The 21,089-nt window shown below is 64.7% G+C and carries 21 protein-coding genes; 13 read left to right on the forward strand and 8 right to left on the reverse strand.

Translation table 11 applies throughout. The annotated features are described in order from the left end of the window. The first annotated feature begins 19 nt into the window (after window positions 1-19). Genes ACVMB1_RS09235 through ACVMB1_RS09250 form a run of 4 tightly spaced genes read left to right on the forward strand, consistent with a single transcriptional unit; the run spans window position 20 to window position 3,030 of the window. Window positions 20-709 carry a Fe2+-dependent dioxygenase gene (locus tag ACVMB1_RS09235; protein ID WP_076826517.1) on the forward strand — a complete coding sequence of 230 codons (690 nt, stop codon included), beginning with the start codon at window positions 20-22 and terminating at the stop codon, window positions 707-709. Between the two features lie 3 nt (window positions 710-712). After that, window positions 713-1,756, forward strand: a complete 1,044-nt coding sequence (gene exbB / locus ACVMB1_RS09240; protein ID WP_143270793.1) for a tonB-system energizer ExbB — start codon at window positions 713-715, stop codon at window positions 1,754-1,756. 3 nt (window positions 1,757-1,759) lie between these two features. Then, on the forward strand, window positions 1,760-2,224 hold the full coding sequence (gene exbD, locus ACVMB1_RS09245; protein WP_076826519.1) for a TonB system transport protein ExbD: 465 nt from the start codon (window positions 1,760-1,762) through the stop codon (window positions 2,222-2,224). Between the two features lie 11 nt (window positions 2,225-2,235). Next, complete coding sequence (locus tag ACVMB1_RS09250) at window positions 2,236-3,030, forward strand: TonB family protein (RefSeq protein WP_076826520.1); 795 nt, start codon at window positions 2,236-2,238, stop codon at window positions 3,028-3,030. Between the two features lie 139 nt (window positions 3,031-3,169). Here ACVMB1_RS09250 and ACVMB1_RS09255 read toward each other — a convergent pair whose 3' ends face one another. From ACVMB1_RS09255 to ACVMB1_RS09270, 4 genes are all read right to left on the reverse strand, one after another. Then, window positions 3,170-4,363, reverse strand: coding sequence for an ABC transporter substrate-binding protein (locus ACVMB1_RS09255; RefSeq protein WP_371852120.1), 1,194 nt, complete (start codon window positions 4,361-4,363; stop codon window positions 3,170-3,172). Between the two features lie 236 nt (window positions 4,364-4,599). Continuing rightward, entirely contained in the window at window positions 4,600-5,007 is a 408-nt protein-coding gene (locus tag ACVMB1_RS09260) for a hypothetical protein (RefSeq protein WP_057020029.1), read from the reverse strand. 102 nt (window positions 5,008-5,109) lie between these two features. After that, a complete protein-coding gene (locus tag ACVMB1_RS09265; protein WP_038384092.1) occupies window positions 5,110-5,790 on the reverse strand; it encodes a site-2 protease family protein in 681 nt (226 codons plus the stop codon). An 85-nt stretch (window positions 5,791-5,875) separates the two neighbouring features. Continuing rightward, window positions 5,876-6,778 (reverse strand): DMT family transporter, encoded by a 903-nt coding sequence (locus ACVMB1_RS09270; protein WP_076826523.1) that lies wholly within the window; start codon window positions 6,776-6,778, stop codon window positions 5,876-5,878. 92 nt (window positions 6,779-6,870) lie between these two features. Between ACVMB1_RS09270 and ACVMB1_RS09275 the strand changes: the two genes are divergently transcribed. Further along, window positions 6,871-7,743: a LysR substrate-binding domain-containing protein gene (locus tag ACVMB1_RS09275; RefSeq protein ID WP_076826525.1), complete on the forward strand. Its 873-nt coding sequence runs from the start codon at window positions 6,871-6,873 to the stop codon at window positions 7,741-7,743. On the opposite strand, the gene ACVMB1_RS09280 is transcribed toward ACVMB1_RS09275, so the two are convergent. The 4 genes from ACVMB1_RS09280 to gntR form a co-directional block, all read right to left on the reverse strand. Further along, a complete protein-coding gene (locus tag ACVMB1_RS09280; protein WP_076826527.1) occupies window positions 7,740-8,486 on the reverse strand; it encodes an SDR family NAD(P)-dependent oxidoreductase in 747 nt (248 codons plus the stop codon). The two genes, ACVMB1_RS09275 and ACVMB1_RS09280, sit on opposite strands and share 4 nt — an antisense overlap. 12 nt (window positions 8,487-8,498) lie before the next feature. Next, on the reverse strand, window positions 8,499-9,233 hold the full coding sequence (locus ACVMB1_RS09285) for an SDR family oxidoreductase (RefSeq protein WP_076826529.1): 735 nt from the start codon (window positions 9,231-9,233) through the stop codon (window positions 8,499-8,501). Between the two features lie 111 nt (window positions 9,234-9,344). After that, entirely contained in the window at window positions 9,345-11,183 is a 1,839-nt protein-coding gene (locus tag ACVMB1_RS09290) for an IlvD/Edd family dehydratase (protein ID WP_141339954.1), read from the reverse strand. 209 nt (window positions 11,184-11,392) lie between these two features. After that, window positions 11,393-12,421 (reverse strand): HTH-type transcriptional regulator GntR, encoded by a 1,029-nt coding sequence (gntR, locus tag ACVMB1_RS09295; RefSeq protein ID WP_076826532.1) that lies wholly within the window; start codon window positions 12,419-12,421, stop codon window positions 11,393-11,395. Between the two features lie 205 nt (window positions 12,422-12,626). Between gntR and ACVMB1_RS09300 the strand changes: the two genes are divergently transcribed. From ACVMB1_RS09300 to ACVMB1_RS09335, 8 genes are all read left to right on the forward strand, one after another. Beyond that, window positions 12,627-13,694: an ABC transporter ATP-binding protein gene (locus ACVMB1_RS09300; protein ID WP_456848507.1), complete on the forward strand. Its 1,068-nt coding sequence runs from the start codon at window positions 12,627-12,629 to the stop codon at window positions 13,692-13,694. 76 nt (window positions 13,695-13,770) lie between these two features. Then, the gene (locus ACVMB1_RS09305; protein WP_057019733.1) at window positions 13,771-15,090 is read left to right on the forward strand and encodes an ABC transporter substrate-binding protein; all 1,320 of its coding nucleotides are present in this window, start codon (window positions 13,771-13,773) and stop codon (window positions 15,088-15,090) included. A 109-nt stretch (window positions 15,091-15,199) separates the two neighbouring features. Continuing rightward, window positions 15,200-16,159, forward strand: a complete 960-nt coding sequence (locus ACVMB1_RS09310) for a carbohydrate ABC transporter permease (RefSeq protein ID WP_057019734.1) — start codon at window positions 15,200-15,202, stop codon at window positions 16,157-16,159. Continuing rightward, window positions 16,152-17,075, forward strand: coding sequence for a carbohydrate ABC transporter permease (locus ACVMB1_RS09315; RefSeq protein ID WP_057019735.1), 924 nt, complete (start codon window positions 16,152-16,154; stop codon window positions 17,073-17,075). Before ACVMB1_RS09310 ends, ACVMB1_RS09315 begins: the two co-directional genes overlap by 8 nt. Window positions 17,076-17,127: 52 nt before the next feature. Further along, window positions 17,128-18,114, forward strand: a complete 987-nt coding sequence (denD, locus tag ACVMB1_RS09320) for a D-erythronate dehydrogenase (protein WP_028344631.1) — start codon at window positions 17,128-17,130, stop codon at window positions 18,112-18,114. 156 nt (window positions 18,115-18,270) lie between these two features. Beyond that, complete coding sequence (locus ACVMB1_RS09325) at window positions 18,271-19,227, forward strand: sugar kinase (protein WP_057019736.1); 957 nt, start codon at window positions 18,271-18,273, stop codon at window positions 19,225-19,227. Next, window positions 19,224-19,874, forward strand: a complete 651-nt coding sequence (gene eda / locus ACVMB1_RS09330; protein ID WP_076826536.1) for a bifunctional 4-hydroxy-2-oxoglutarate aldolase/2-dehydro-3-deoxy-phosphogluconate aldolase — start codon at window positions 19,224-19,226, stop codon at window positions 19,872-19,874. Before ACVMB1_RS09325 ends, eda begins: the two co-directional genes overlap by 4 nt. A 45-nt stretch (window positions 19,875-19,919) precedes the next feature. Then, window positions 19,920-21,089: an acetyl-CoA acetyltransferase gene (locus ACVMB1_RS09335; protein WP_028344634.1), complete on the forward strand. Its 1,170-nt coding sequence runs from the start codon at window positions 19,920-19,922 to the stop codon at window positions 21,087-21,089.

The raw sequence follows: 21,089 nt of genomic DNA on the forward strand, positions 1-21,089 counted from the left end.
GGAGGCTTCGCGGCACGAGATGCTGGTCTGTGTTCCCAACGTATTGAGCAAGGCTGATGTGGCGGACTTCCGCCGCATCATGGCGCAAGCCGAATGGGAGGACGGCCGCTCGACCGCCGGCGCCGCGTCCGCGATGGTCAAGCGCAACGAGCAGCTGCCGCCCGACAGCGAGGTCGCGCGGCAGCTCGGCAACCGCATCCTGTCGGCGCTGTCGGCGAGCCCGCGCTTCATCTCGGCGGCGATCCCGCTTAGAATCTTTCCACCCTTGTTCAACCGCTATGCCGCCAGTGACGGGCACCATTTCGGCCTGCACGTCGACAATGCGGTGCGCGGCGACAGGCTGACGGGCATGAGGATCCGCACCGACCTCTCGGTCACGCTGTTTTTATCGGAGCCGGAGGACTACGATGGCGGCGAGCTCGTCATCGAAGACCTCTACGGATCCCATGAAATCAAGCTGCCGGCGGGCGATCTCGTAGTTTATCCTGCTTCCAGCTTGCATCTGGTCACGCCGGTCACGCGGGGGACCCGGGTAGCGTCTTTTTTCTGGCTGCAGAGCATGATACGGGATGCACACGGGCGCAGCCTGATCTTTGATCTCGATACCGCGATCCAGGCTCTGGTGGAGCGGCTGGGGCGCGATGACCCCGAAACGGTCAAATTGACCGGGATTTATCACAACCTGATCCGTCACTGGGCTGAAGTGTAACTGATGATGACATTCAAGTTCCCCGCTGCATCCGCCATGATCGCCTCGCTGGCGATGCTGATGCTGGCCGCGCCGTCTTCGGCGCAGCAGCAAACGGCGCCTGTAGCGCAGCCCGCACCCGTGACCCGGCCTCAGGCCGCACCCGCCCAGCCGGCGGCGGCCCAGCCTGCGGCGGCTGCCCAGGCCGCGCCGGTGGCCGCCCAGCCGGCACAAGCGGCGCCGCAGGCTCAGGCCGCGCCGGCCCCTGCCGCGGCGGCTCCGGCACCGACGGCGAACGAGGCGTCCCTGGCTGCGCCCGCGAGCGGCGACAGCAAGTCGCTGAAGTCGACCTCGACCGGCCTGCACGAATTGTCGCCGTGGAACATGTTCTTGAACGCCGACATCATTGTGAAGGCGGTGATGCTCGGTCTGGCATTCGCGTCGCTCGTCACGTGGACGGTGTTCATCGCCAAGATGGTCGAGCTGACGGTGGCGCAGCGCAAGCTGCGTGGCGCGCTGGCCAAGATCGCTGAATCGCGCTCGCTGGCCGAAGCGCAGTTCGCGCTCGGTGCCAAGGGTAGCGTGCTGTCGTCGTTCATCGCTGCTGCGATGCGGGAGGGGCGCCTGTCGGCGGGCATCTCGAGCGACAGCGGCATCAAGGAGCGCGCGGCGTCGAGCTTCGCCGAGATCGTGCGCGCCGAAGCCCGCAAGATCCGCATCGGCATGGGCCTGCTCGCGACCATCGGCGCGACGTCGCCCTTCGTCGGCCTGTTCGGCACCGTCTGGGGCATCATGAACAGCTTCATCGGCATTTCGAAGTCGCAGACGACCAACCTTGCCGTGGTGGCGCCGGGCATTGCGGAAGCGCTGCTCGCGACCGCGATCGGCCTCGTCGCGGCGATCCCGGCCGTGATCATCTACAACCACTTCTCGCGCGTCACGAAGGTCTATCTCGAGCTCGTCAACCGAGCCTCGGGCGCCGCCGGACGGCTGCTGTCGCGCGATCTCGATCGCACCCATGGCGACGTTCCGCGCAACGCGCATGCGCGCGCCGCAGCGGCGGAGTAGGCGATGGCAGTCTCGATCTCCGAGAACGATGGCGACGACGATTTCGCGGAATCCCACGAGATCAACGTCACGCCGTTCATCGATGTCATGCTGGTGCTGCTGATCATCTTCATGGTGGCGGCACCGCTCTCGACCGTCGATTTGCCGATCGATCTGCCGACCTCCAGCGCGACGCCGCAGAAGAAGCCGGACAAGCCGACCTATCTCAGCATCAAGCCGGATCTGACGCTGGCGATCGGGGAGAACGCGGTGAAGCGCGTCGACCTGGTCAATTCGCTGGATGCTGTGCCCGACATGACCCGGGACAAATACGTGTTCCTGCGGGCCGATCGGATGGTACCCTATGGCGAGCTGATGGGCGTGATGGAGCTGCTGCGCGCCGGCGGCTACACGCACGTGAAGCTGGTCGCGCTCGAGGGCGTTCCGGGAGCGCCCGCGGCGGCGCAGGCCGATCCTGCCAAACCCTGACGGCGAACGCGATGTCCACCAACCCCGATCTCGATCTGCGGACCTCGAAGCGGCTCTGGGTGATCGCCGCCGTGACGGCAGTCGGGCTGCATCTGGGCGGTGCCGCGCTGGCACTGACCAATTTGCGCGGCGACGACGGCGACGAGGGGCTCGGCGCTGCCGGCGCGGAGTACGCCGTCGAGCTGGCTTCCGCGGATGCGACTGAAGAGGCCCTACCGCCTGGACCGCTGGCTGACGAGCAGCAGGCTGTGCAGGAAATGGCGCAGCAGAAGGCCGAGGTGAAGGACACCGACCTGCCTCAGGAAAAGCCGGTGGAGTCCGACGACCCCGATCGCATCGTGACGGAAGACACTGCCAAGAAGCAGAAGGAGGAGGAGGCCAAGGTCGCCAAGGTCGAGGCCAACGCGCAGGAAGCGCAGCAGGCCTCGGAGGCGGCCGCGCCGACCAAATTGGAGGACGCGCGTCAGTCGGAAACCACCAAGGCACCCAACCCAGGCATCGGCAAGGACAAGCTGCTGCTGACCGCCAAGTGGGGCAAGAAGATCAGCGCCTATCTCGACCTGCACAAGAAATTCCCAGAGAAGGGCAAGGCCAAGGAGGCCAAGGTGAAGGTCGCCCTGGTGCTGAATCGTCTGGGCAAGGTGCTGTCGGTTGCCGTGCTGGAATCGTCCGGAGATGCCGCCTTTGACGACGCGGCGATCTCGATGGTCCACCGGTCCGATCCGGTCCCGGCGCCGCCGGCCGACCTGACCGACGATCAGTTCTCGTTCAGCCTCGACGTCAATTACAACAAGCCGAAGAAGTAGCGCGCCGCGGCTGGCTGCGATCAGACCCGGCGTCATTGCGGGGCGCGACAAGTCGCGAACCCGGAATCCATTTCTCCATTGAATGTGCCGCTGGTCGATTCCTGGTTCGCCGTTTCACGCGGCCCGGAACGACGTTGCCTCAGCTCTTCTTCACCAGCGGGCAGACGCTCTTCTCGAGCGGGAGGAAGGCCTCGTCCGCGGGGATGGTGGCGACCAGCTTGTAATAGTCCCACGGATATTTCGAGTCCGACGGCTTCTTCACCTCGAACAGATAGGCGGGGTGGATCTTGCGGCCGTCGACGCGGATCGAGCCCTTGCCGAACAGGGGATCGTCGGTCGGCATCTCCTTCATCTTGGCGACCACGGCGCGACCGTCATGCGGATTGCCGCCGAGCGCTTCCAGCGCCTTGAAATAGTGGATCAGCGAGGAATAGACGCCGGCCTGCACCATGGTCGGTGGGTTCTTCTTGAAGCGCTCCATGAAGCGCTTGGAGAAGGCGCGGGTCTGGTCGTTCATGTCCCAGTAGAACGTCTCGGTGAAGTTCAACCCCTGCGCGACGTTGAGGCCGAGCGCGTTGATGTCGGTGATGAACAGCAGCATGCCGGCAAGCCGCTGGCCGCCCGAGACGATGCCGAATTCCGCGGCCTGCTTGATCGCGTTGGTGGTGTCGCCGCCGGCGTTAGCGAGCCCGACGATCTTGGCCTTCGAGCTTTGTGCTTGCAGCAGGAAGGAGGAGAAGTCCGCGTTGTTGAGCGGATGCTTGACGCTGCCGAGCACCTTGCCGCCATTCGCGGTGACCACCGCCGAGGTGTCGCGCTCGAGCGCCTGGCCGAACGCATAGTCCGCGGTGAGGAAGAACCAGGTGTCGCCGCCGGATTTGACCAGCGCCTTGCCGGTGCCGTTGGCGAGCATGTAGGTGTCATAGACCCAGTGCACCGTGTTCGGCGAACACTGAGCGCCCGTGAGGTCGGACGAGGCGGAGCCCGAGTTCAGGTTGACGACGTTCTTCTCCTTCGAGAGGTTGGCGATCGCGAGTCCGACATTGGAGGCCGCGAGGTCGACGAACACGTCGACCTTCTCGACATCGATCCATTGCTTGCCGATGTTGACTGCGACATCGGGCTTGTTCTGGTGATCGGCCGAGATCAGATCAATCTTCCAGCCCTTCGCCAGCAGCCCGGAATCCTCGATCGCCATCTGCGCCGCCACCGTCGAGCCGGGACCGCCGATATCCTGATAGAGGCCGGACTGATCGCCGAGCGCGCCGACCTTGGCGACCTTGTCCATCGTCTGCGCCGACGCACCGCCGCAGAACGCAAGACTCGTGGCCATGACCAAGGCCGTCGTGACCGAGGCTGCAATGGAACGCTTCATCTTCCCTCCAGTATGATTTTGCTTTTGAGTTCCGGATTATGCCCGGCATCGGGTGCATCGCCTAGAGCGCCGGCGCGTTTGATCGTGCGCTATATTCCGCGCCGCGGCGATTGCGCAGCCGGTGACGCGCGACGGGATGCCGCGGTGCGCGGAGTTCGATCATCAGACGCGGATAGGGTGAAGCGCGGACGGCGCTATTTCCAGTAGTACCGGATCGCGACGTAGACCACGACGAGGCAGGCGAAGATCAGTGCCACCGGCATCGAACGCTTGGCGTTCGGGTCGGAGGTGCTCGTCTTCTTGGGGGGCAGGCGGCGGAACGTCGTGACGTTGCCATTGTCGGCGACCGGCTCGCGCGCGCGCGCCGGAACCTCCGGCGCTTTGCCGGCGCCGCCCATCTCGACATAGTAGGTGCGGTACATCTCCTGGATGGTCGCCTCGCCGGCGTCGGCTTCGCTCATCTGTCCCAGCAGCTTGTTGTAAATGGCCAGGAAATTCTGCGCCTCAGGCGGCAAGGCGGAGGCGCCGTTCAGCTTGGCCATCATCTTCCAGGTCGCAAAGTCGGCCCGCGCTCGGGTGTCGGCGCGTCGTGCAATCAGCATATCGGCAGCTTTGATCACCATGGCCTCGAAGCGTTCCTGTCCTCAACGCGCGACCCGGAAAAATGGCTACCGGTTTTCGGTCGGGTCGTGCGCAGATCAAGGCTATGTGTTTCCGGTAATGAGGAGAAGGGCGTTGATTACATAGCCGGTCAGAGTTCGCAGTATCGTTGAAATAACATCAAGATTTAGGCCGACTTGCTGGCCAATCACCGGCAGCAGGATCAACAGCCCGATCAGGATCAGCATGCCGTAGGGCTCCAGCCGGGCGAGCGGGATCGCCAGCGGCCTTGGCAACAGCCCGACCGCGACCCGGCCGCCGTCCAGCGGCGGGATCGGCATCATGTTGAAGATCGCGAGCACGATATTGATCAGGAAGGCGTTTTTCAGATTGTCCGCGGTCCATTTTGCGGCATCGGCCGGCACCAATGGCAGCGCGTGGAATGCCAGCGCCGCGGCGATCGCCAGGATGATGTTGGTGGCCGGGCCGGCCAGCGCCACCCACACCATATCGAGCTTGGGATGATTGAGCTTGCGGAAGTTCACCGGCACCGGCTTGGCGTAGCCGAACAGGAACGGCGAATGCGCGAACAGCAGCACTGCAGGCAGGATCAGCGTGCCGAACGGATCGATGTGCTTCAGCGGGTTGAAGCTGACGCGGCCGAGCTGCCAGGCGGTGTCGTCGCCGAGCCGATGAGCGACGAAGCCGTGCGCGGCTTCGTGAAACGTGATCGCAATGACGACCGGCAATACCCAGACGGAGATGTCATAGAGGGAGATGTTCAATGGCGTGCCGCCTCGGGTTCGCTGGGACCGGACCTCAGGCTAGCACGGATTCGCTGAAGGCCTTGCTGGCGAGCGTTGCCGCAGGTCAGCGCATGTCGGGGGCGACCGCGTGCGCCAGAGGCGGCTGGGTGGTCGCGATCCAGATGCCGGCGAACACGGTGACGATGCCGGCCAAAAGATTCCAGCTCAGCGGCTCGCCGAGCAGCGCTGCGCCAACCAGCGATGCCGCGATCGGATTGACGGTGACCGAGATCGCCACCCGGGTCGGCGTCGTCCGCTCCAGCGCGAAGGCCCAGAGATAGAAGGTGAGCGCAGCGCCGAAGGCGCCGAGATAGATCGCGCCGGACCATTGCGGCGCGCCGAAATCGGCAACCGGCGCAAAACTGCCGCGCAGCAGCGAGGCGACAATGAGCACCACCGCCCCGGCGGCCATCGCGAGCGTGGTGAAGGGGATCGGGCCGGCGCGGCGGATATAGGGTTTTGACCAGATGCTGTAGAGCGCCATGCACAGCGCGGCTGCGATCATCAAGAGGTCGCCGCGCCAGGCACCAAGCGGCGCCGTGGCGAGGCCGGAGAGCAGCGCCATCGAGACGCCGAGGATGGTGACCAGGACGCCTGCGGTCTTGCGCGCGGTGAGCGCTTCGGCGCCGAGCGCCGCGCCGACCAGCATGGTCAGAAGCGGCAGCGTCGACAGCGCGAGCGCGCCGCGCGCGGCGGTGGTGAAGATCAATGAGGCATTGAACAGGACCGGAAACCCCGCAAAGAACAGCAGGCCGAGGCCGGCAACGCCGAGCCAATCGTGCCGCGTCGGCCAGTTCCGGCGTTGCAGCAGTGCCAGCGGCAGCAGCAGCAGGACGCCGATACCGAAGCGGAACGCGCCGATCGCCAGCGGGTCGATGGCGCCGACCAGAAACCGCGTCGCCCCGATCGAGGTGCCGCCGAGCGCGCTCGATGCCACCGCCGCCAACACCCCCCAGATCTCGCCCATTCCGTCCGTCCCTTGGTTTTGCTTGCGCAATCTAGGGACGGGGACATAATCAGGAAATGGAATAGATTTGATCGACTAAATCACGGATCGTTATGAGCGCGCCCATCCTGGACCCGGATCTTCTGCAGGCCTTTGTCGCGGTGGCGGAGCATCGCTCCTTCACCCGCGCGGCCTCAGCGCTGAACCGGACCCAATCCGCCGTCAGCATGCAGGTGAAGCGGCTGGAAGAGCGACTGCAGGCCGAACTGTTTCACCGCAGCACGTCCAGTGTCGACCTGAGTGCAGCCGGCGAGGGATTGCTCGGTTATGCCCGCCGCATCCTGAGCCTCAACGCGGAGGCGGTCGGCCGGGTGCGCGAGCATGGCACGGATGGACGGGTTCGCCTTGGCGTGATGGACGACTATGGGACGATGATCGTCCCGCCGCTGCTCAAGGACTTCATCGCCAGCTATCCGCTGATCCATCTCGAGATGGAGACCGGGTTGACGTCGACGATGACCGATCGGCTCGGCGAAGCCTATGACCTCGTGATCGCGATGCACCCCGAGGGACGCGGCGAGGGCGAGTTGCTGCGCACCGAGCAGGCGGTGTGGGCCGCGAGCGCTGCGCATCGCGTCGAGGAGCTCGATCCGCTGCCCGTCGCGCTCTATCCGCAGGGCTGCCTGTTCCGGAGCTGGGCGATGCAGGCGCTGGACGAGGCGAACCGGCCGTGGCGGCTCGCCTTTGTCAGCCACAGCCTGTCCGCGGTCGAGGCGATCGCGGCGCAGGGCCTCGCCGTGACCGTGGTCAAGTCGGGGACGTTTCCGCCGACGCTGCGTCGGCTGACCGCGCGCGACGGCATGCCCCTGCTGCCGCGGGCCGAGATACGGCTGCATCGCGCGCAAAACCTGCCGCACGCGGCGTCACTCCTGGCCGATCATCTCGTCGCGGCGCTTCGGCAGCCGGCGAGGCGAGCGGCGGTTTAATAGGTCGCGCGGCCGCCGGAGATGTCGAACACCGCGCCGGTGGAGAAGGCGCAATCCTCCGACGCCAGCCATGCCACCATCGAGGCGAGCTCCTCGACCTGGACGAAGCGGGCCTTCGGGATCTTCGACAGCATGAAATCGATGTGCTGCTGGGTCATCTGGTCGAAGATCGCGGTCTTCGCCGCGGCCGGCGTCACCGCATTGACCAGGATGTCGTGCTGCGCGAGCTCCTTGCCGAGCGATTTGGTGAGCGCGATCAGGCCCGCCTTCGACGACGAATAATGCGCGGCGTTCGGATTGCCCTCCTTGCCGGCGATCGAGGCGATGTTGACGATGCGGCCGTACTTCCGGCCGATCATGGTCGGCACGATCGCCTTGCAGCAGATGAAGGGCCCCTCGAGATTGATGCGCATCACCCGGCGCCAATCCTCGAGATCGGTTTCCCATACCGGCTTGTTGGCTCCGGTGATGCCGGCGTTGTTGACGAGAATGTCGATCTTGCCGAACGCCCGCAGCGTTTGATCGCGCGCGGCGTCGACCGCGTCGGGATTGGTGACGTCGGTCTTGATCGCGATCACGTTCTCGCCGATCGCCCGCGCGGTCTTCTCGGCCAGCGGCTGGTCGAAATCCCAGATCGCGACCTTGGCGCCCGACGCGACAAAGCGCTCGGTGATGGCGCGGCCAAATCCCTGCGCGCCGCCGGTGACGACGGCACAGCGGCCGTTGAGATCGATCTTGTTCATGCTGCCTCCCGATTAAAGCGTCCAGCCGCCGTCGATGACATGGGCGACGCCTGTGGTGAACGAGCTTTCGTCGCTGGCGAGATAGACGGCGAGCGCGGCGATTTCCTCGGCGGTGCCGAGCCGGCCCATCGGCTGGCGCGCAACGAACATCTCGCGTCCCTGCGGGCCGGCAGCCGCCGCACGCTCAAGCATCGAAGGTGTCTCGATGGTGCCGGGGCAGATGCAGTTGCAGCGGATGCCCTTGGTGATGAAGTCGGCCGCGACCGAGCGCGTCAGTGCCGCGACCGCGGCCTTGGTGGCGCTATAGACGTAGCGGTTCGGCGCCGCCTTCACCGCGCCGGCGGCGGAGGCGATGTTGACGATGGCACCGCCGCCCTGCGCCAGCATGCCCGGCAGGAAAGCGCGCGTGGTGCGGTGCATCGACTTGACGTTGAGGTCGAAGGAGAAGTCCCAGTCGTCGTCCGAACACTCCAGCACCGTGCCGTGATGCACGAAGCCCGCGGCATTGAGCAGGATGTCGGTCTTGCCGGCGCGCTTTGCGATTGCCTCGACCGCTGCGGTGTCGCGCACGTCGAGCTTCGCAACCTCGGCGGCGCCTTCCTGCCTGAGCAGCGCAAGCTTGCCTTCGTCGATATCGGTCGCGAACACGCTCGCGCCCTCGCGGGCAAAGGCCAGCGCGCAGGCGCGGCCGATGCCGACGGCCGCTGCGGTTACGAATGCGCGTTTGCCCTTCAGGCGGTCTGACATGCGTTTCTTCCTTCTTTGGCGATTGGCAGTCATGCGCGGGCTTGACCCGCGCATCCATCTTTCGAAGAACGATGGATTGCCGGGCCGCGCCCGGCAATGACGGTTTGCGTCCTAATGATTGTCGCGCGCCACGCCGACCTTGCCGGCGATGTCGTGGTAGCGCGTCGCGAGCTCGAGACAGGCGCCGGTCGCGTGCTGGCCGACGGTCTTGCGGTAGAGCTCCTGCCACGGCGTCTGGTTGGCCGGATGCGGGAAGCCGCCCTTGGCCTTCAGCTCGGCGCGGCGGGTGCGCAGCTCATCCTCCGAGATCATGATGTTGGCGCTGCCCTTGTTGAGGTCGATGCGCACCTTGTCGCCAGTCCTCAGGATTGCGAGCCCGCCATCGGCGGCGGCCTCGGGCGAGGCGTTGAGGATCGAGGGCGAGCCCGAGGTGCCGGACTGCCTTCCGTCGCCGATGCAGGGCAGGGACAGGATGCCGCGTTTGATCAGCGCGGCGGGCGGCTGCATGTTCACCACCTCGGCGCCGCCGGGATAGCCGATCGGGCCGGTGCCGCGGACGAACAGGACGCAGTGCTCATCGATGTCGAGCGCGGGATCCTCGATACGGTTGTGATAATCCTCCGGCCCCTCGAACACGATGGCGCGGCCCTCGAAGGCATTGAGGTCCTTCGGGTTGGACAGATAGCGGTCGCGGAATTCCTTCGAGATCACGCTGGTCTTCATGATCGCGGAATCAAAGAGATTGCCGCGCAGCACGATGAAGCCGGCGTCCTTCACCAGCGGCTTGTCGTAGCCCCAGATCACGTCGCCGTCGGGCGCAGGTGCTTCCTTGCAATTCTCGCCCATGGTGCGGCCGTTGACGGTGAGGGCGCCTTCGTGGATGCGCTTGTGCTTGATCAGCTCGCGCACCACCGAGGGCACGCCGCCGGCGCGGTGATATTCCTCGCCGAGATAGAAGCCGGCCGGCTGCATGTTCACCAGCAGCGGGACGTCATGGCCGTATTTCTGCCAGTCGTCGATCGACAGCTCGACGCCGACATGGCGCGCCAACGCATTGATATGGATCGGCGCATTGGTCGAGCCGCCGATCGCGGAGTTGACCACGATGCAGTTCTCGAACGCCTCGCGCGTCAGGAAGTCCGACGGCTTCAAATCCTCCCAGACCATGTCGACGATGCGCTTGCCGGTCTCGTAGGCGATCTGGCCGCGCTCGCGATACGGCGCCGGGATCGCCGCGCAGCCCGGCAGCGAGAAGCCGAGCGCTTCCGCGAGCGAGTTCATGGTGGAGGCGGTGCCCATCGTGTTGCAGTGGCCGACCGAGGGGGCCGAAGAGGCCACGATCTCGATGAATTGCTCATAGTCGATCTCGCCGGCGGCGAGCCGTTCGCGCGCCTTCCACACCACGGTGCCGGAGCCGGTGCGCTGGCCCTCGTGCCAGCCGTTCAGCATCGGGCCGCCCGACAGCACGATCGCCGGCAGGTTGACGGTCGCCGCCGCCATCATGCAGGCCGGCGTGGTCTTGTCGCAGCCGGTGGTCAGCACCACGCCGTCGAGCGGATAGCCGAACAGCACCTCGACCAGGCCGAGATAGGCGAGGTTGCGGTCGAGCGCCGCAGTCGGGCGCTTGCCGGTCTCCTGGATCGGATGGGTCGGAAACTCCATCGCGATGCCGCCGGCGGCGCGGATGCCCTCGCGGACGCGGTGTGCGAGCTCGAGGTGATGCCGATTGCAGGGCGAGAGGTCGTTGCCGGTCTGCGCGATGCCGATGATCGGCTTACCCGACTGCAATTCCTCTCGCGTCAGGCCGTAATTGAGATAGCGCTCGAGATAGAGCGCGGTCATGCCCGGATTGTGCGGGTTGTCGAACCATTCCTGGGAGCGGAGCCTGCGGCCCTTGCCCTTGCTGGTCGCGCCTGCGGCGTCGTGCCCGTTGGTGGGGGGTTTTGTCATTGGTTTCTCCCGCAATGCAAACTTGTGGGCCCATTCAAGGGCTCTGGTTCAAGGTCGTTTCTACCTTGCGCAAATCGTCATGCATTACAAACCCGACCGATCACGCACAGGTGTTTCGTGTGATGGATTGGACCTTAGTTGAAGGGTCTTGGTTGCGCTATCATTTTATCATTTTCGCGTCCCTTATGACAGGCAGCTGCCGGGCGACGTCAATTGCGTCGCGCCGAGCTTTGCCGTTCCATGACACTGAAGCCGAGATCGACGACGGGTTCGGTCGGCCGGCGCCCTTCCAGCGTCTCGATCACCATCACGGCAGCGTTTCTGCCCATTTCGTAGCGGTTGGTACGCACGCTGCTCAAGGTCGGCTCGCTCGACGCCATGAATTCGAGGTCATTGAAGCCGACGATCGCCATCTGCTCCGGCACTGCCATGTGCCGCCGCTTGCATTCGAACAGCGCGCCGAGCGCAAGGTCGTCATTGACGCAGAACACGGCGTCGATGTCGGGCGCCTTGGCGAGCAGGTCGGCAAACAGCGTGCCGCCGAGCGTGACCGAGGTCGGGATCGCCGTTGTCACAATAAGCTGTGGATCGAACAGCCCAGCGTCGGTCATCGCGGAGCGATAGCCGTCGAGCCGGCGCTGCACCCGCGGATCCATCCGCGCGCCGAGGAATCCGATCCGCCGGTAGCTCTGCGCCAGCAGGTGGGCGATGGCGGCTTTTGCGGCGTCAAAATGCGAGAATCCGATCATCATGTCGATCGGGGAGGGACCGACCTCCATGATCTGGACGATCGGACAATCGACCGTCTCCATGATGCGGCGGGAATCGGCGGTCTGGTTGATGCCGGTAATGATCAGCCCGGCCGGCTTCTGTGCCAGAAACAGACGCAGCAGGCGCTCTTCCTGCAGGATGCTGTAGCGGGTGTTGGCGAGCTGAATGCTGTAGCGGCTGCCGTCGAGCGCGTCATAGATGCCGCGCAGCACGTCGGAGAACACGTTGTTGGTCAGCGACGGGATCAGGACACCGATCACCTCGGTGCGCTGCGACGCAAGCGCGCGTGCCGCGAGATTGGGCACGTAACCGAGTTCTTTTGCCGCACTATCGACCCGCGCGCGCTTGCCGGCCGAAAGTGCTTCCGGATTCCTGAAGAACCGTGAGGCTGTAATCGGACTGACACCGGCGAGCTTCGCGACTTCGGCGAGCCGGATCTTGCCTGGCGTGATGCGCTTTCGGGCCATTTGCCGCTCATATCACGACGTTCGTCGCAGACAAACTGATATTGACAGCGCTACCAAGCGATTGCTATCGAACGATTGCCAAAACCGGATAAACTGCGGACAATAACGTCAGTCCAACAGCGCCGCGCACCCAGCGCGGCCGGAACAAAACAGAGCGGTGGCGGCACTCGTCGTACGTCGTCGGGAACTTGAGGGAGGGAAGTGGATGTCGTCGGTCCAGATTCGCGACGTGCGGAAATCGTTCGGCAATTTTGAGGTCCTGCACGGCGTGTCGATCCCGATCGAGGACGGCGAGTTCGTCGTTCTGGTCGGCCCCTCCGGCTGCGGCAAGTCGACCCTGCTGCGCATGCTGGCGGGGCTCGAGAACATCACCTCCGGCACGATCTCGATCGGCGACCGCGTCGTCAACAATGTCCAGCCCAAAGAGCGCGACATTGCGATGGTGTTCCAGAACTACGCGCTCTACCCGCACATGACGGTCGCCGACAACATGGGCTTCTCGCTCAAGCTGCGCGGCGCCAAGCCCGAGGAGATCTCGACCGGCGTCAAGCGCGCCGCGGAAATCCTTGCGCTTACGCCGCTGCTCGAGCGCTATCCCCGCCAGCTTTCGGGCGGCCAGCGCCAGCGCGTCGCGATGGGCCGCGCCATCGTGCGCGATCCCCAGGTGTTCCTGTTCGACGAGCCGCTGTCGAACCTCGACGCCAAGCTGCGTGTTGCAATGCGCACCGAGATCAAGGAACTGCACCAGCGGCTGAAGACCACGACCGTCTACGTCACCCACGACCAGATCGAGGCCATGACGATGGCCGACAAGATCGTCGTGATGCATGACGGCATCGTCGAGCAGATGGGCTCGCCGCTCGAACTCTATGACACGCCGGCGAACCAGTTCGTGGCCGGTTTCATCGGTTCGCCGGCGATGAATTTCCTCAAGGGCAATGTGAAGGTGAACGGCGCCGCCTATTTCGAGGGACCGAACGGCGTCAAGCTGCCGCTGAAATCGGCGCCGACCAATTCCGACGGCCAGCCCGCGGTCTACGGCGTGCGGCCCGAGCATTTCACCATTGCCGATGACGGCGCCGAGGCCGAGATCGTGGTGGTCGAGCCGACCGGGTCGGAGACCCAGGTGTTCGCCAAGCTCGGCGGCGAGCAGGTCGTCGCCGTGTTCCGCGAGCGCCATCTGTTCAACCCGGGCGACAAGGTTCGGCTCAAGCCGGATCCGTCGCTGGTCCATCTGTTCGACGATTCGACGGGGAAGCGACTGAACAGCTGACGGACCGATCGATCTTAATGGCCGACCAACAGGCCAGATCAAAAACAACAAAAACACAATCATAGGGAGAAGGACGATGCACGATTTTACTCGCCGCTCGCTACTTCAGGGCGGCACGGCGCTGGCTGCAACCGGCATGCTCACCGGGCCGGCGCTGTTTGACTTCGCCAAGGCCTGGGCGCAGAGCGCGCCCTGGAAGGCGGAGCCCGGCGCCAAGCTCACCGTGATGCGCTGGAAGCGCTTCGTGCCCGCGGAAGACGATGCATTCAACGCCATGGTCGCGGCCTTCAAGTCGGCAACCGGCACCGAGATGAACGTGTTCAGCGAGTCCTTCGAGGACGTGCAGCCGAAGGCCTCGGTCGCCGCCAACACCGGCTCGGGTCTCGACCTCGCCTGGGGCCTGCACACGCTGCCGCAGCTGTTCCCGACCAAGGTTCTCAAGATGAACGACGTTGCCGATTATCTCGGCAACAAGTATGGCGGCTGGACCGAAGCCGCGGCCAAAACCTGCAAGCAGGGCAATGACTGGCTCGGCATTCCCGTCGCGACCATCGGCGGCTATTTGACCTATCGCAAGTCGGCGGTCGAGAAGGCCGGCTTCAAGCAGGTGCCGTCCGATTTCCCGGCCTATCTCGAACTGTGCAAGGCGCTGAAGAAGAACAACACGCCGGCCGGCTTCGCGCTCGGCCACGCCACCGGCGACGCCAATGCCTGGGTGCACAACATCCTCTGGGGCCACAACGCCTGGACTGTCGACAAGGACGACAAGGTCATCATAAACTCGCCGGAGACGATGAAGGCGCTGGAATATGCCAAGGCGCTGTCGGAGACCTTCATTCCGGGTGTCGCGTCCTGGAACGACTCCTCCAACAACAAGGCCTTCCTGTCCGGCGAGCTGTTCCTGACCTCGAACGGCATCTCGATCTACGTCGCGGCCAAGGACGATCCGAGCAAGAAGGAGCTCGCCGAGGACATCGACCACGCATTGTGGCCGGTCGGCTCGATCGGCAAGCCGACCGAATTGCAACTCGCGGTTCCGATCCTCGCCTTCAACTTCTGCAAATATCCGAACGCGGCAAAGGCGTTCATCGCCTTCATGCTGGAGAAGGAGAATTTCGAGAAGTGGCTGTCGGGCGCGCGGGGTTATCTCACCCACACGCTCAATGCCTACGACTCGGCTCCGGTGTGGACCGCCGATCCGAAGAACGCGGTGTTCGGCCAGGCCTCGAAGCGCGCGCTGCCGGCCTCCGGCATCGGCACGCCCGGCGAGAAGGCCGCGACCGCGATCGCCGACTTCATTGTGGTCGACATGTTCGCGAACTACTGCACCGGTGCCAAGGACGGCAAGGCCGCGATGGCGGAAGCCGAACGGCAGCTGAAGCGCATCTATCGCTGATGTGATGGCCGCGGGCGGCGGAGAGCCGCCGCCCGCGTCATCATTGGAATGCCATCATTGGAATATTGCGTAGTCATGCTCAATCCGTTGAGCAATCGGGACATCGCCTATGGCTGACATCGCCCTTGCGCCGCGACGTGCGAAAACCGAAATCCGCGAAGCGACCACCTGGGATCAGCTCCGCCACAACAAGAACTGGCTCGGCTTCTGGTTCATGTTGCCGGCGATGGCGTTCCTGATCTTCTTCCTGGCCTATCCGCTCGGGCTCGGCATCTGGCTGTCCTTCACCGACACCCGCATCGGCCGCGTCGGTCATTTCATCGGCACTGAGAACTATGAATGGTTGTGGGACGATGCCATCTTCTGGCTGTCGGTCTTCAACACGCTGCTCTACACCTTCATCGCGAGCGCCGTGAAGTTCGCGGTCGGACTCTATCTGGCGCTGCTGCTCAACGAGCGCATGCCGTTCAAGGCGCTGTTGCGGGCCGCGGTGCTGATCCCCTTCATCGTGCCGACCGTGCTGTCGGCGCTGGCGTTCTGGTGGATCTTCGATTCCCAGTTCTCGATCATCTCCTGGTCGCTCAAGCATCTCGGCCTGATCACCCAGAACATCAATTTCCTCGGCGACACCACCTGGGCCCGGATCTGCGTGATCTTCGCCAATATCTGGCGCGGCGTACCGTTCGTGGCGATCACGCTGCTGGCGGGCCTGCAGACCGTGCAGCCGTCGCTGTATGAGGCGGCGACGTTGGATGGCGCCTCGCGCTGGCAGATGTTCCGCTACATCACCTATCCCTTGCTGACGCCGATCATCGCCGTCGTGATGACGTTCTCGGTGCTGTTCACCTTCACCGACTTCCAGCTGATCTGGGCGATGACGCGCGGCGGCCCGGTCAACGCCACTCATTTGATGGCGACGCTGTCGTATCAGCGCGCGATCATCGCGGGGCAGCTGGGCGAGGGCGCTGCGATCTCGAGCGCGATGATCCCGTTCCTGCTCGCCGCGATCATGGTGTCATGGTTCGGCCTGCAACGCAGGAAGTGGCAGCAGGGAGAGAGCAATGACTGATCTTCCCGCCTCCAAGGTCGACCTCAAGAGCATCCTGTCGACGCCGTCGCGCGTCGACAACAGCGAGGGCATGAGCTACCTGCAGTCGGTGCCGCGGCGGATCGTGACGCTCTACATCCCGCTGTCGATCATCGTGATCATCCTGCTGTTCCCGTTCTATTGGATGGGGCTGACGGCGATCAAGCCGGACGAGCAACTGCTCGATCTCGACAAGTACAATCCGTTCTGGACCTGGAATCCGACCTTCAAGCACGTCCACAAGCTGCTGTTCGAGAGCTACTATCCGCATTGGCTCTGGAACACGATGTATGTGGCGGTGGGCGCCACCGTGCTGTCGATCATCGCGAGCGTGCTCGCGGCCTATGCGATCGTGCGGCTGCGCTACAAGGGCGCCAACGTCGTCGGCGGCCTGATCTTCCTGGCCTATCTGGTGCCGCCGTCGATCCTGTTCATTCCGCTCGCGACCGTCGTGTTTCAGTACGGCCTGTTCGACTCGCCCCTGGCGCTGATCCTGACCTATCCGACGATCCTGATTCCGTTCTCGACCTGGCTGTTGATGGGATATTTCAAGACCATCCCGTTCGAGCTCGAGGAATGCGCGCTGATCGACGGCGCCAGCCGCTGGCAGATACTGATCAAGATCGTGCTGCCGCTCGCCGTCCCCGGCCTGATCTCGGCCTTCATCTTCTGCTTCACGCTGTGCTGGAACGAATTCATCTATGCGCTGACGTTCCTGCAATCGACCCCGAACAAGACCGTGCCGGTCGCCATCGTCAACGAATTCGTTGACGGTGACATCTATCGCTGGGGGTCCCTGATGGCAGGGGCGCTATGCGGCTCGCTGCCGCTGGTTATTCTTTACGCGTTCTTCGTAGAGCATTATGTCTCGGCGATGACGGGTGCCGTGAAGGAATGAGCGCGCAAGGCCCGCAGCTGAATTCGAACAAGACAAGAAAAGGAGCAGGGTCGTGCACATTCTGATTCTGGGCGCCGCCGGCATGGTCGGCCGCAAGCTGACCGAGCGTCTCTTGCGCGAGGGCCGCCTCGGCAAGCAAGAGATCACCCGGATGACGCTGCAGGACGTGGTCGCGCCGGCCAAGCCCGCCAATGCCTCGATCCCGGTCAATGTGGTCGCATCCGATTTCGCCGATGCCGGCGCCGCGGCGCCCCTGATCGCCGAGCGTCCCGAGGTGATCTTCCATCTCGCCGCGATCGTCTCGGGCGAGGCCGAGGCCGAGTTCGACAAGGGCTACCGGATCAACCTCGACGGCACCCGCTATCTGATCGACGCCATCCGTGCCGTCGGCGGCGGCTACAAGCCGCGGCTGGTGTTCACGTCCTCGATCGCGGTGTTTGGCGCGCCGTTCCCCGAGAAGATCGGCGACGAGTTCTTCCATACGCCGCTGACGAGCTATGGCACGCAGAAGTCGATCTGCGAGCTCCTGATCAACGACTACACCCGCAAGGGTCTGCTCGACGGGATCTCGATCCGCCTGCCGACAATCTGCGTGCGTCCGGGCAAGCCGAACAAGGCGGCGTCCGGCTTCTTCTCGAATATCATCCGCGAGCCGCTGGCGGGCGAGGAGGCAGTGCTGCCGGTCTCCGAGGACGTCCGGCACTGGCACGCCTCGCCGAAATCGGCGGTCGGCTTTCTGGTTCACGCCGGCACGATGGATCTCAATGCGATGGGGCCGCGGCGCAATCTCAGCATGCCCGGGATGTCCGTCACCGTCGGCGAGCAGATCGCGTCGCTGGAGCGCGTCGCCGGCAAGAACGTCACCGCGCGGATCAAGCGGGTGCCCGATCCGACCATCATCAGCATCGTCTCGGGCTGGCCGCGCGATTTCGCCACCGACCGCGCGCTGAAGCTCGGCTTCACCACGGCCGAGAAGACGTTCGACGACATCATCCGGATCCATATCGAGGACGAACTCGGCGGCAAGTTCGCCGCCTGAGCAACGTCCGAGCTAAAGCATGATCCGGACAAGTGCGAAGCGGTTTCCCTCGCGACAAACGCGGAACGCGTTTGCGCGAAGATCATGCTCAGACAAGGGGCTAAGGCGCGATGATGATTCAACCAGGCTTCATCGCGCTTTAGCGCGGCGCTTGAGATGACCAGAGTTGCCAGCATCGGCGAATGCATGATCGAGCTGCGCCAGGCTCCTGGCGGCCAGCTCGGCGGGCTGTATTCGCGCTCCTATGGCGGCGACACGCTCAACACCGCGGTCTATCTGTCCCGGCTCGGCATCCACGTCGATTACTTCACGGCGCTCGGCGATGATGCGCTGAGCGATGAGATGATCGCGGGCTGGGCGAGCGAAGGCATCGGCACCAAGCATGTCGCGCGATCGGCGGGCAAGCTGCCCGGCCTCTATCTGATCCAGACCGACGACAAGGGCGAGCGGCGCTTCTTCCACTGGCGTGACAGCGCCGCCGCCCGCGACCTGATGGATCTGCCCGAAACGGAAGACATCCTGAACTCACTCGCGACCTATGACGTCGTCTATCTCTCGGCGATCACGCTCTCGATCCTGCGCGAGGACGGGCAGGAGCGATTGCTGGCGGCGCTGAAGCGTGCGCGGCTGTTGGGGACGCGGTTTGCGTTCGACACCAATTTCCGCGCCCGCGGCTGGCCGGACCTGAACGTCGCGCGGAAGGTCTTCAGCAGCGCGTTCGAGACGGCCGATATCGTGCTTGCCTCGACCGAGGATCTGGCGCCGCTTTATCCCGGCGAGAGCAACACGGCGCTGCTGGCCGGCATCTCGAGCCCCGAGGTGGTGCTGAAGCTCGCCGAGCCGGCCTGCATCGTGCGCTCGGCCGGCGGAACGCGCGAGGTGAAGGCGGAGCAGCTTACCAAGCCGGTGGTCGATACCACCGCGGCCGGCGACAGCTTTGCCGCCGCCTATCTCGCCGCGCGGCTCGGCGGCGCCGAGCCAGAGGAGGCGGCGCGCGCCGGCCATCGGCTGGCCGGTGTAGTGGTGTGCTATCCCGGCGCGATCATTCCGCGCTACGCCATGCCGCCGAAAAAGGCGCTTCGTCTCCCACCATCCCGTAAGGCCTCGCAATGACAACGACATCGAAGCAGGACCGGATCGCCGAGCTGATCCGTCAGGCCACCGTGATCCCGGTGCTGACCATCGAGCGGCTCGAGGACGCGGTGCCGCTTGCAAAGGCGCTGGTCGCCGGCGGCGTGCGGACGCTCGAGGTGACGCTGCGGACGGCGGTCGCGGTCGACGCGGCCAGGGCCATCATCGCCGGTGTGCCGGAGGCAATCGTCGGGATCGGCACGATCCTCAATGGTGACGACCTGATGCGCGCCGAGGCGCTGGGCGCCAAATTCGGCATCAGCCCGGGTGCGACGCCCGAGCTGTTGGCGGCGGCAGCCTCCAGCCAGCTGCCCTTCGCGCCGGGGATCGCGACCGCCTCCGAGTTGATGCAGGCGCTGGCCCACGGCTTCGACGTCGTCAAATTCTTCCCGGCCGAGCAGGCGGGCGGTATCAAGGCACTGCGGGCTCTGGCCGGGCCATTTCCGCAGGTCAGGGTGTGCCCGACCGGCGGGGTCAGCGAGGCCAATGCGGTGACCTGGCTCGCCGAACCGAATGTGCTGGCGGTCGGCGGTTCCTGGCTGTGCCCCGCGGCCGATATCCGCGCCGCCAATTGGGCGGGCATAACCGCCATGTGCGCGACGGCGATGAAAACGCTGAAAGCCGCCTGAAGATACGCTACATAACTCTCCGAACAGGAACAGGGAGATACAGCCATGACCGCCAGCATCGTGGGTTGGGCGCACACGCCATTCGGAAAGTTCGACGCGGAGACCGTCGAGGGTCTCGTGGTCAAGGTCGCCAACGAGGCGCTGGCTGACGCCGGCATCGCCGCGTCCGATGTCGACGAAATTATGCTCGGTCATTTCAACGCCGGCTTCTCGCCGCAGGATTTTACGGCCTCGCTGGTACTGCAGGCCAATCCGGCGCTGCGCTTCAAGCCGACCACCCGGGTCGAGAATGCCTGCGCCACCGGATCGGCCGCCGTGCATCAGGGCATTCGCGCCATCGAAGCCGGCGCCGCGAAGATCGTGCTGGTGGTCGGCGTCGAGCAGATGACGAAGACGCCGGGCCCGGAGATCGGCAAGAACCTGCTCAAGGCGTCGTATCTGCCCGAGGACGGCGACACGGTCGGCGGCTTTGCCGGCGTGTTCGGCAAGATCGCGCAGGCCTATTTCCAGAAATACGGCGACCAGTCGGATGCGCTGGCGATGATCGCCGCCAAGAACCACAAGAACGGCGTCGCCAATCCCTATGCGCAGATGCGCAAGGATTTCGGCTTCGAGTTCTGCCGCGCCGAGAGCGACAAGAACCCGTTCGTCGCCGGTCCCTTGAAGCGCACCGACTGCTCGCTGGTCTCGGACGGCGCCGCGGCACTGGTGCTGACCGATGCCGAGACCGCCAAGACCATGGGCAAGGCGGTGAACATCCGTGCCACCGCGCATGCGCAGGATTTCCTGCCGATGTCCAAGCGTGACATCCTGCAGTTCGAAGGCTGCACCACCGCCTGGCAGCGCGCGCTGCAGAAGGCCGGCCTGCAGCTCTCCGACCTGTCCTTCGTCGAGACCCATGACTGCTTCACCGTCGCCGAGCTGATCGAATATGAAGCGATGGGCCTGACGCCGAAGGGACAGGGCGCGCGCGCGATCATGGAAGGCTGGACCCAGAAGGACGGCAAGCTGCCGGTCAATCCGTCCGGCGGCCTCAAGGCCAAGGGCCACCCGATCGGCGCCACCGGCGTCTCCATGCATGTGATGAGCGCGATGCAGCTCACGGGGCAAGCGCCCGAGGGCATGCAGCTCAAGAACCCGCAGATCGGCGGCATCTTCAACATGGGCGGCGCCGCGGTCGCCAACTACGTCTCGATCCTCGAGCCGGCGAAGTAG

The sequence above is a fragment of the Bradyrhizobium sp. USDA 4504 genome (assembly GCF_054063995.1).

Bases quoted from the DNA above. Each gene is read 5' to 3' on its own strand.
- ACVMB1_RS09275 (WP_076826525.1), top strand. From the start codon at position 6,871: ATGAGCGCGCCCATCCTGGACCCGGATCTTCTGCAGGCCTTTGTCGCG.
- ACVMB1_RS09315 (WP_057019735.1), top strand. From the start codon at position 16,152: ATGACTGATCTTCCCGCCTCCAAGGTCGACCTCAAGAGCATCCTGTCG.
- gntR (WP_076826532.1), bottom strand. From the start codon at position 12,421: ATGGCCCGAAAGCGCATCACGCCAGGCAAGATCCGGCTCGCCGAAGTC.
- ACVMB1_RS09310 (WP_057019734.1), top strand. From the start codon at position 15,200: ATGGCTGACATCGCCCTTGCGCCGCGACGTGCGAAAACCGAAATCCGC.
- ACVMB1_RS09290 (WP_141339954.1), bottom strand. From the start codon at position 11,183: ATGACAAAACCCCCCACCAACGGGCACGACGCCGCAGGCGCGACCAGC.
- exbD (WP_076826519.1), top strand. From the start codon at position 1,760: ATGGCAGTCTCGATCTCCGAGAACGATGGCGACGACGATTTCGCGGAA.
- ACVMB1_RS09250 (WP_076826520.1), top strand. From the start codon at position 2,236: ATGTCCACCAACCCCGATCTCGATCTGCGGACCTCGAAGCGGCTCTGG.
- ACVMB1_RS09305 (WP_057019733.1), top strand. From the start codon at position 13,771: ATGCACGATTTTACTCGCCGCTCGCTACTTCAGGGCGGCACGGCGCTG.
- exbB (WP_143270793.1), top strand. From the start codon at position 713: ATGATGACATTCAAGTTCCCCGCTGCATCCGCCATGATCGCCTCGCTG.
- ACVMB1_RS09270 (WP_076826523.1), bottom strand. From the start codon at position 6,778: ATGGGCGAGATCTGGGGGGTGTTGGCGGCGGTGGCATCGAGCGCGCTC.
- ACVMB1_RS09325 (WP_057019736.1), top strand. From the start codon at position 18,271: ATGACCAGAGTTGCCAGCATCGGCGAATGCATGATCGAGCTGCGCCAG.
- ACVMB1_RS09285 (WP_076826529.1), bottom strand. From the start codon at position 9,233: ATGTCAGACCGCCTGAAGGGCAAACGCGCATTCGTAACCGCAGCGGCC.
- ACVMB1_RS09280 (WP_076826527.1), bottom strand. From the start codon at position 8,486: ATGAACAAGATCGATCTCAACGGCCGCTGTGCCGTCGTCACCGGCGGC.
- eda (WP_076826536.1), top strand. From the start codon at position 19,224: ATGACAACGACATCGAAGCAGGACCGGATCGCCGAGCTGATCCGTCAG.
- ACVMB1_RS09335 (WP_028344634.1), top strand. From the start codon at position 19,920: ATGACCGCCAGCATCGTGGGTTGGGCGCACACGCCATTCGGAAAGTTC.
- ACVMB1_RS09260 (WP_057020029.1), bottom strand. From the start codon at position 5,007: ATGCTGATTGCACGACGCGCCGACACCCGAGCGCGGGCCGACTTTGCG.
- ACVMB1_RS09300 (WP_456848507.1), top strand. From the start codon at position 12,627: ATGTCGTCGGTCCAGATTCGCGACGTGCGGAAATCGTTCGGCAATTTT.
- ACVMB1_RS09255 (WP_371852120.1), bottom strand. From the start codon at position 4,363: ATGGCCACGAGTCTTGCGTTCTGCGGCGGTGCGTCGGCGCAGACGATG.
- ACVMB1_RS09235 (WP_076826517.1), top strand. From the start codon at position 20: ATGCTGGTCTGTGTTCCCAACGTATTGAGCAAGGCTGATGTGGCGGAC.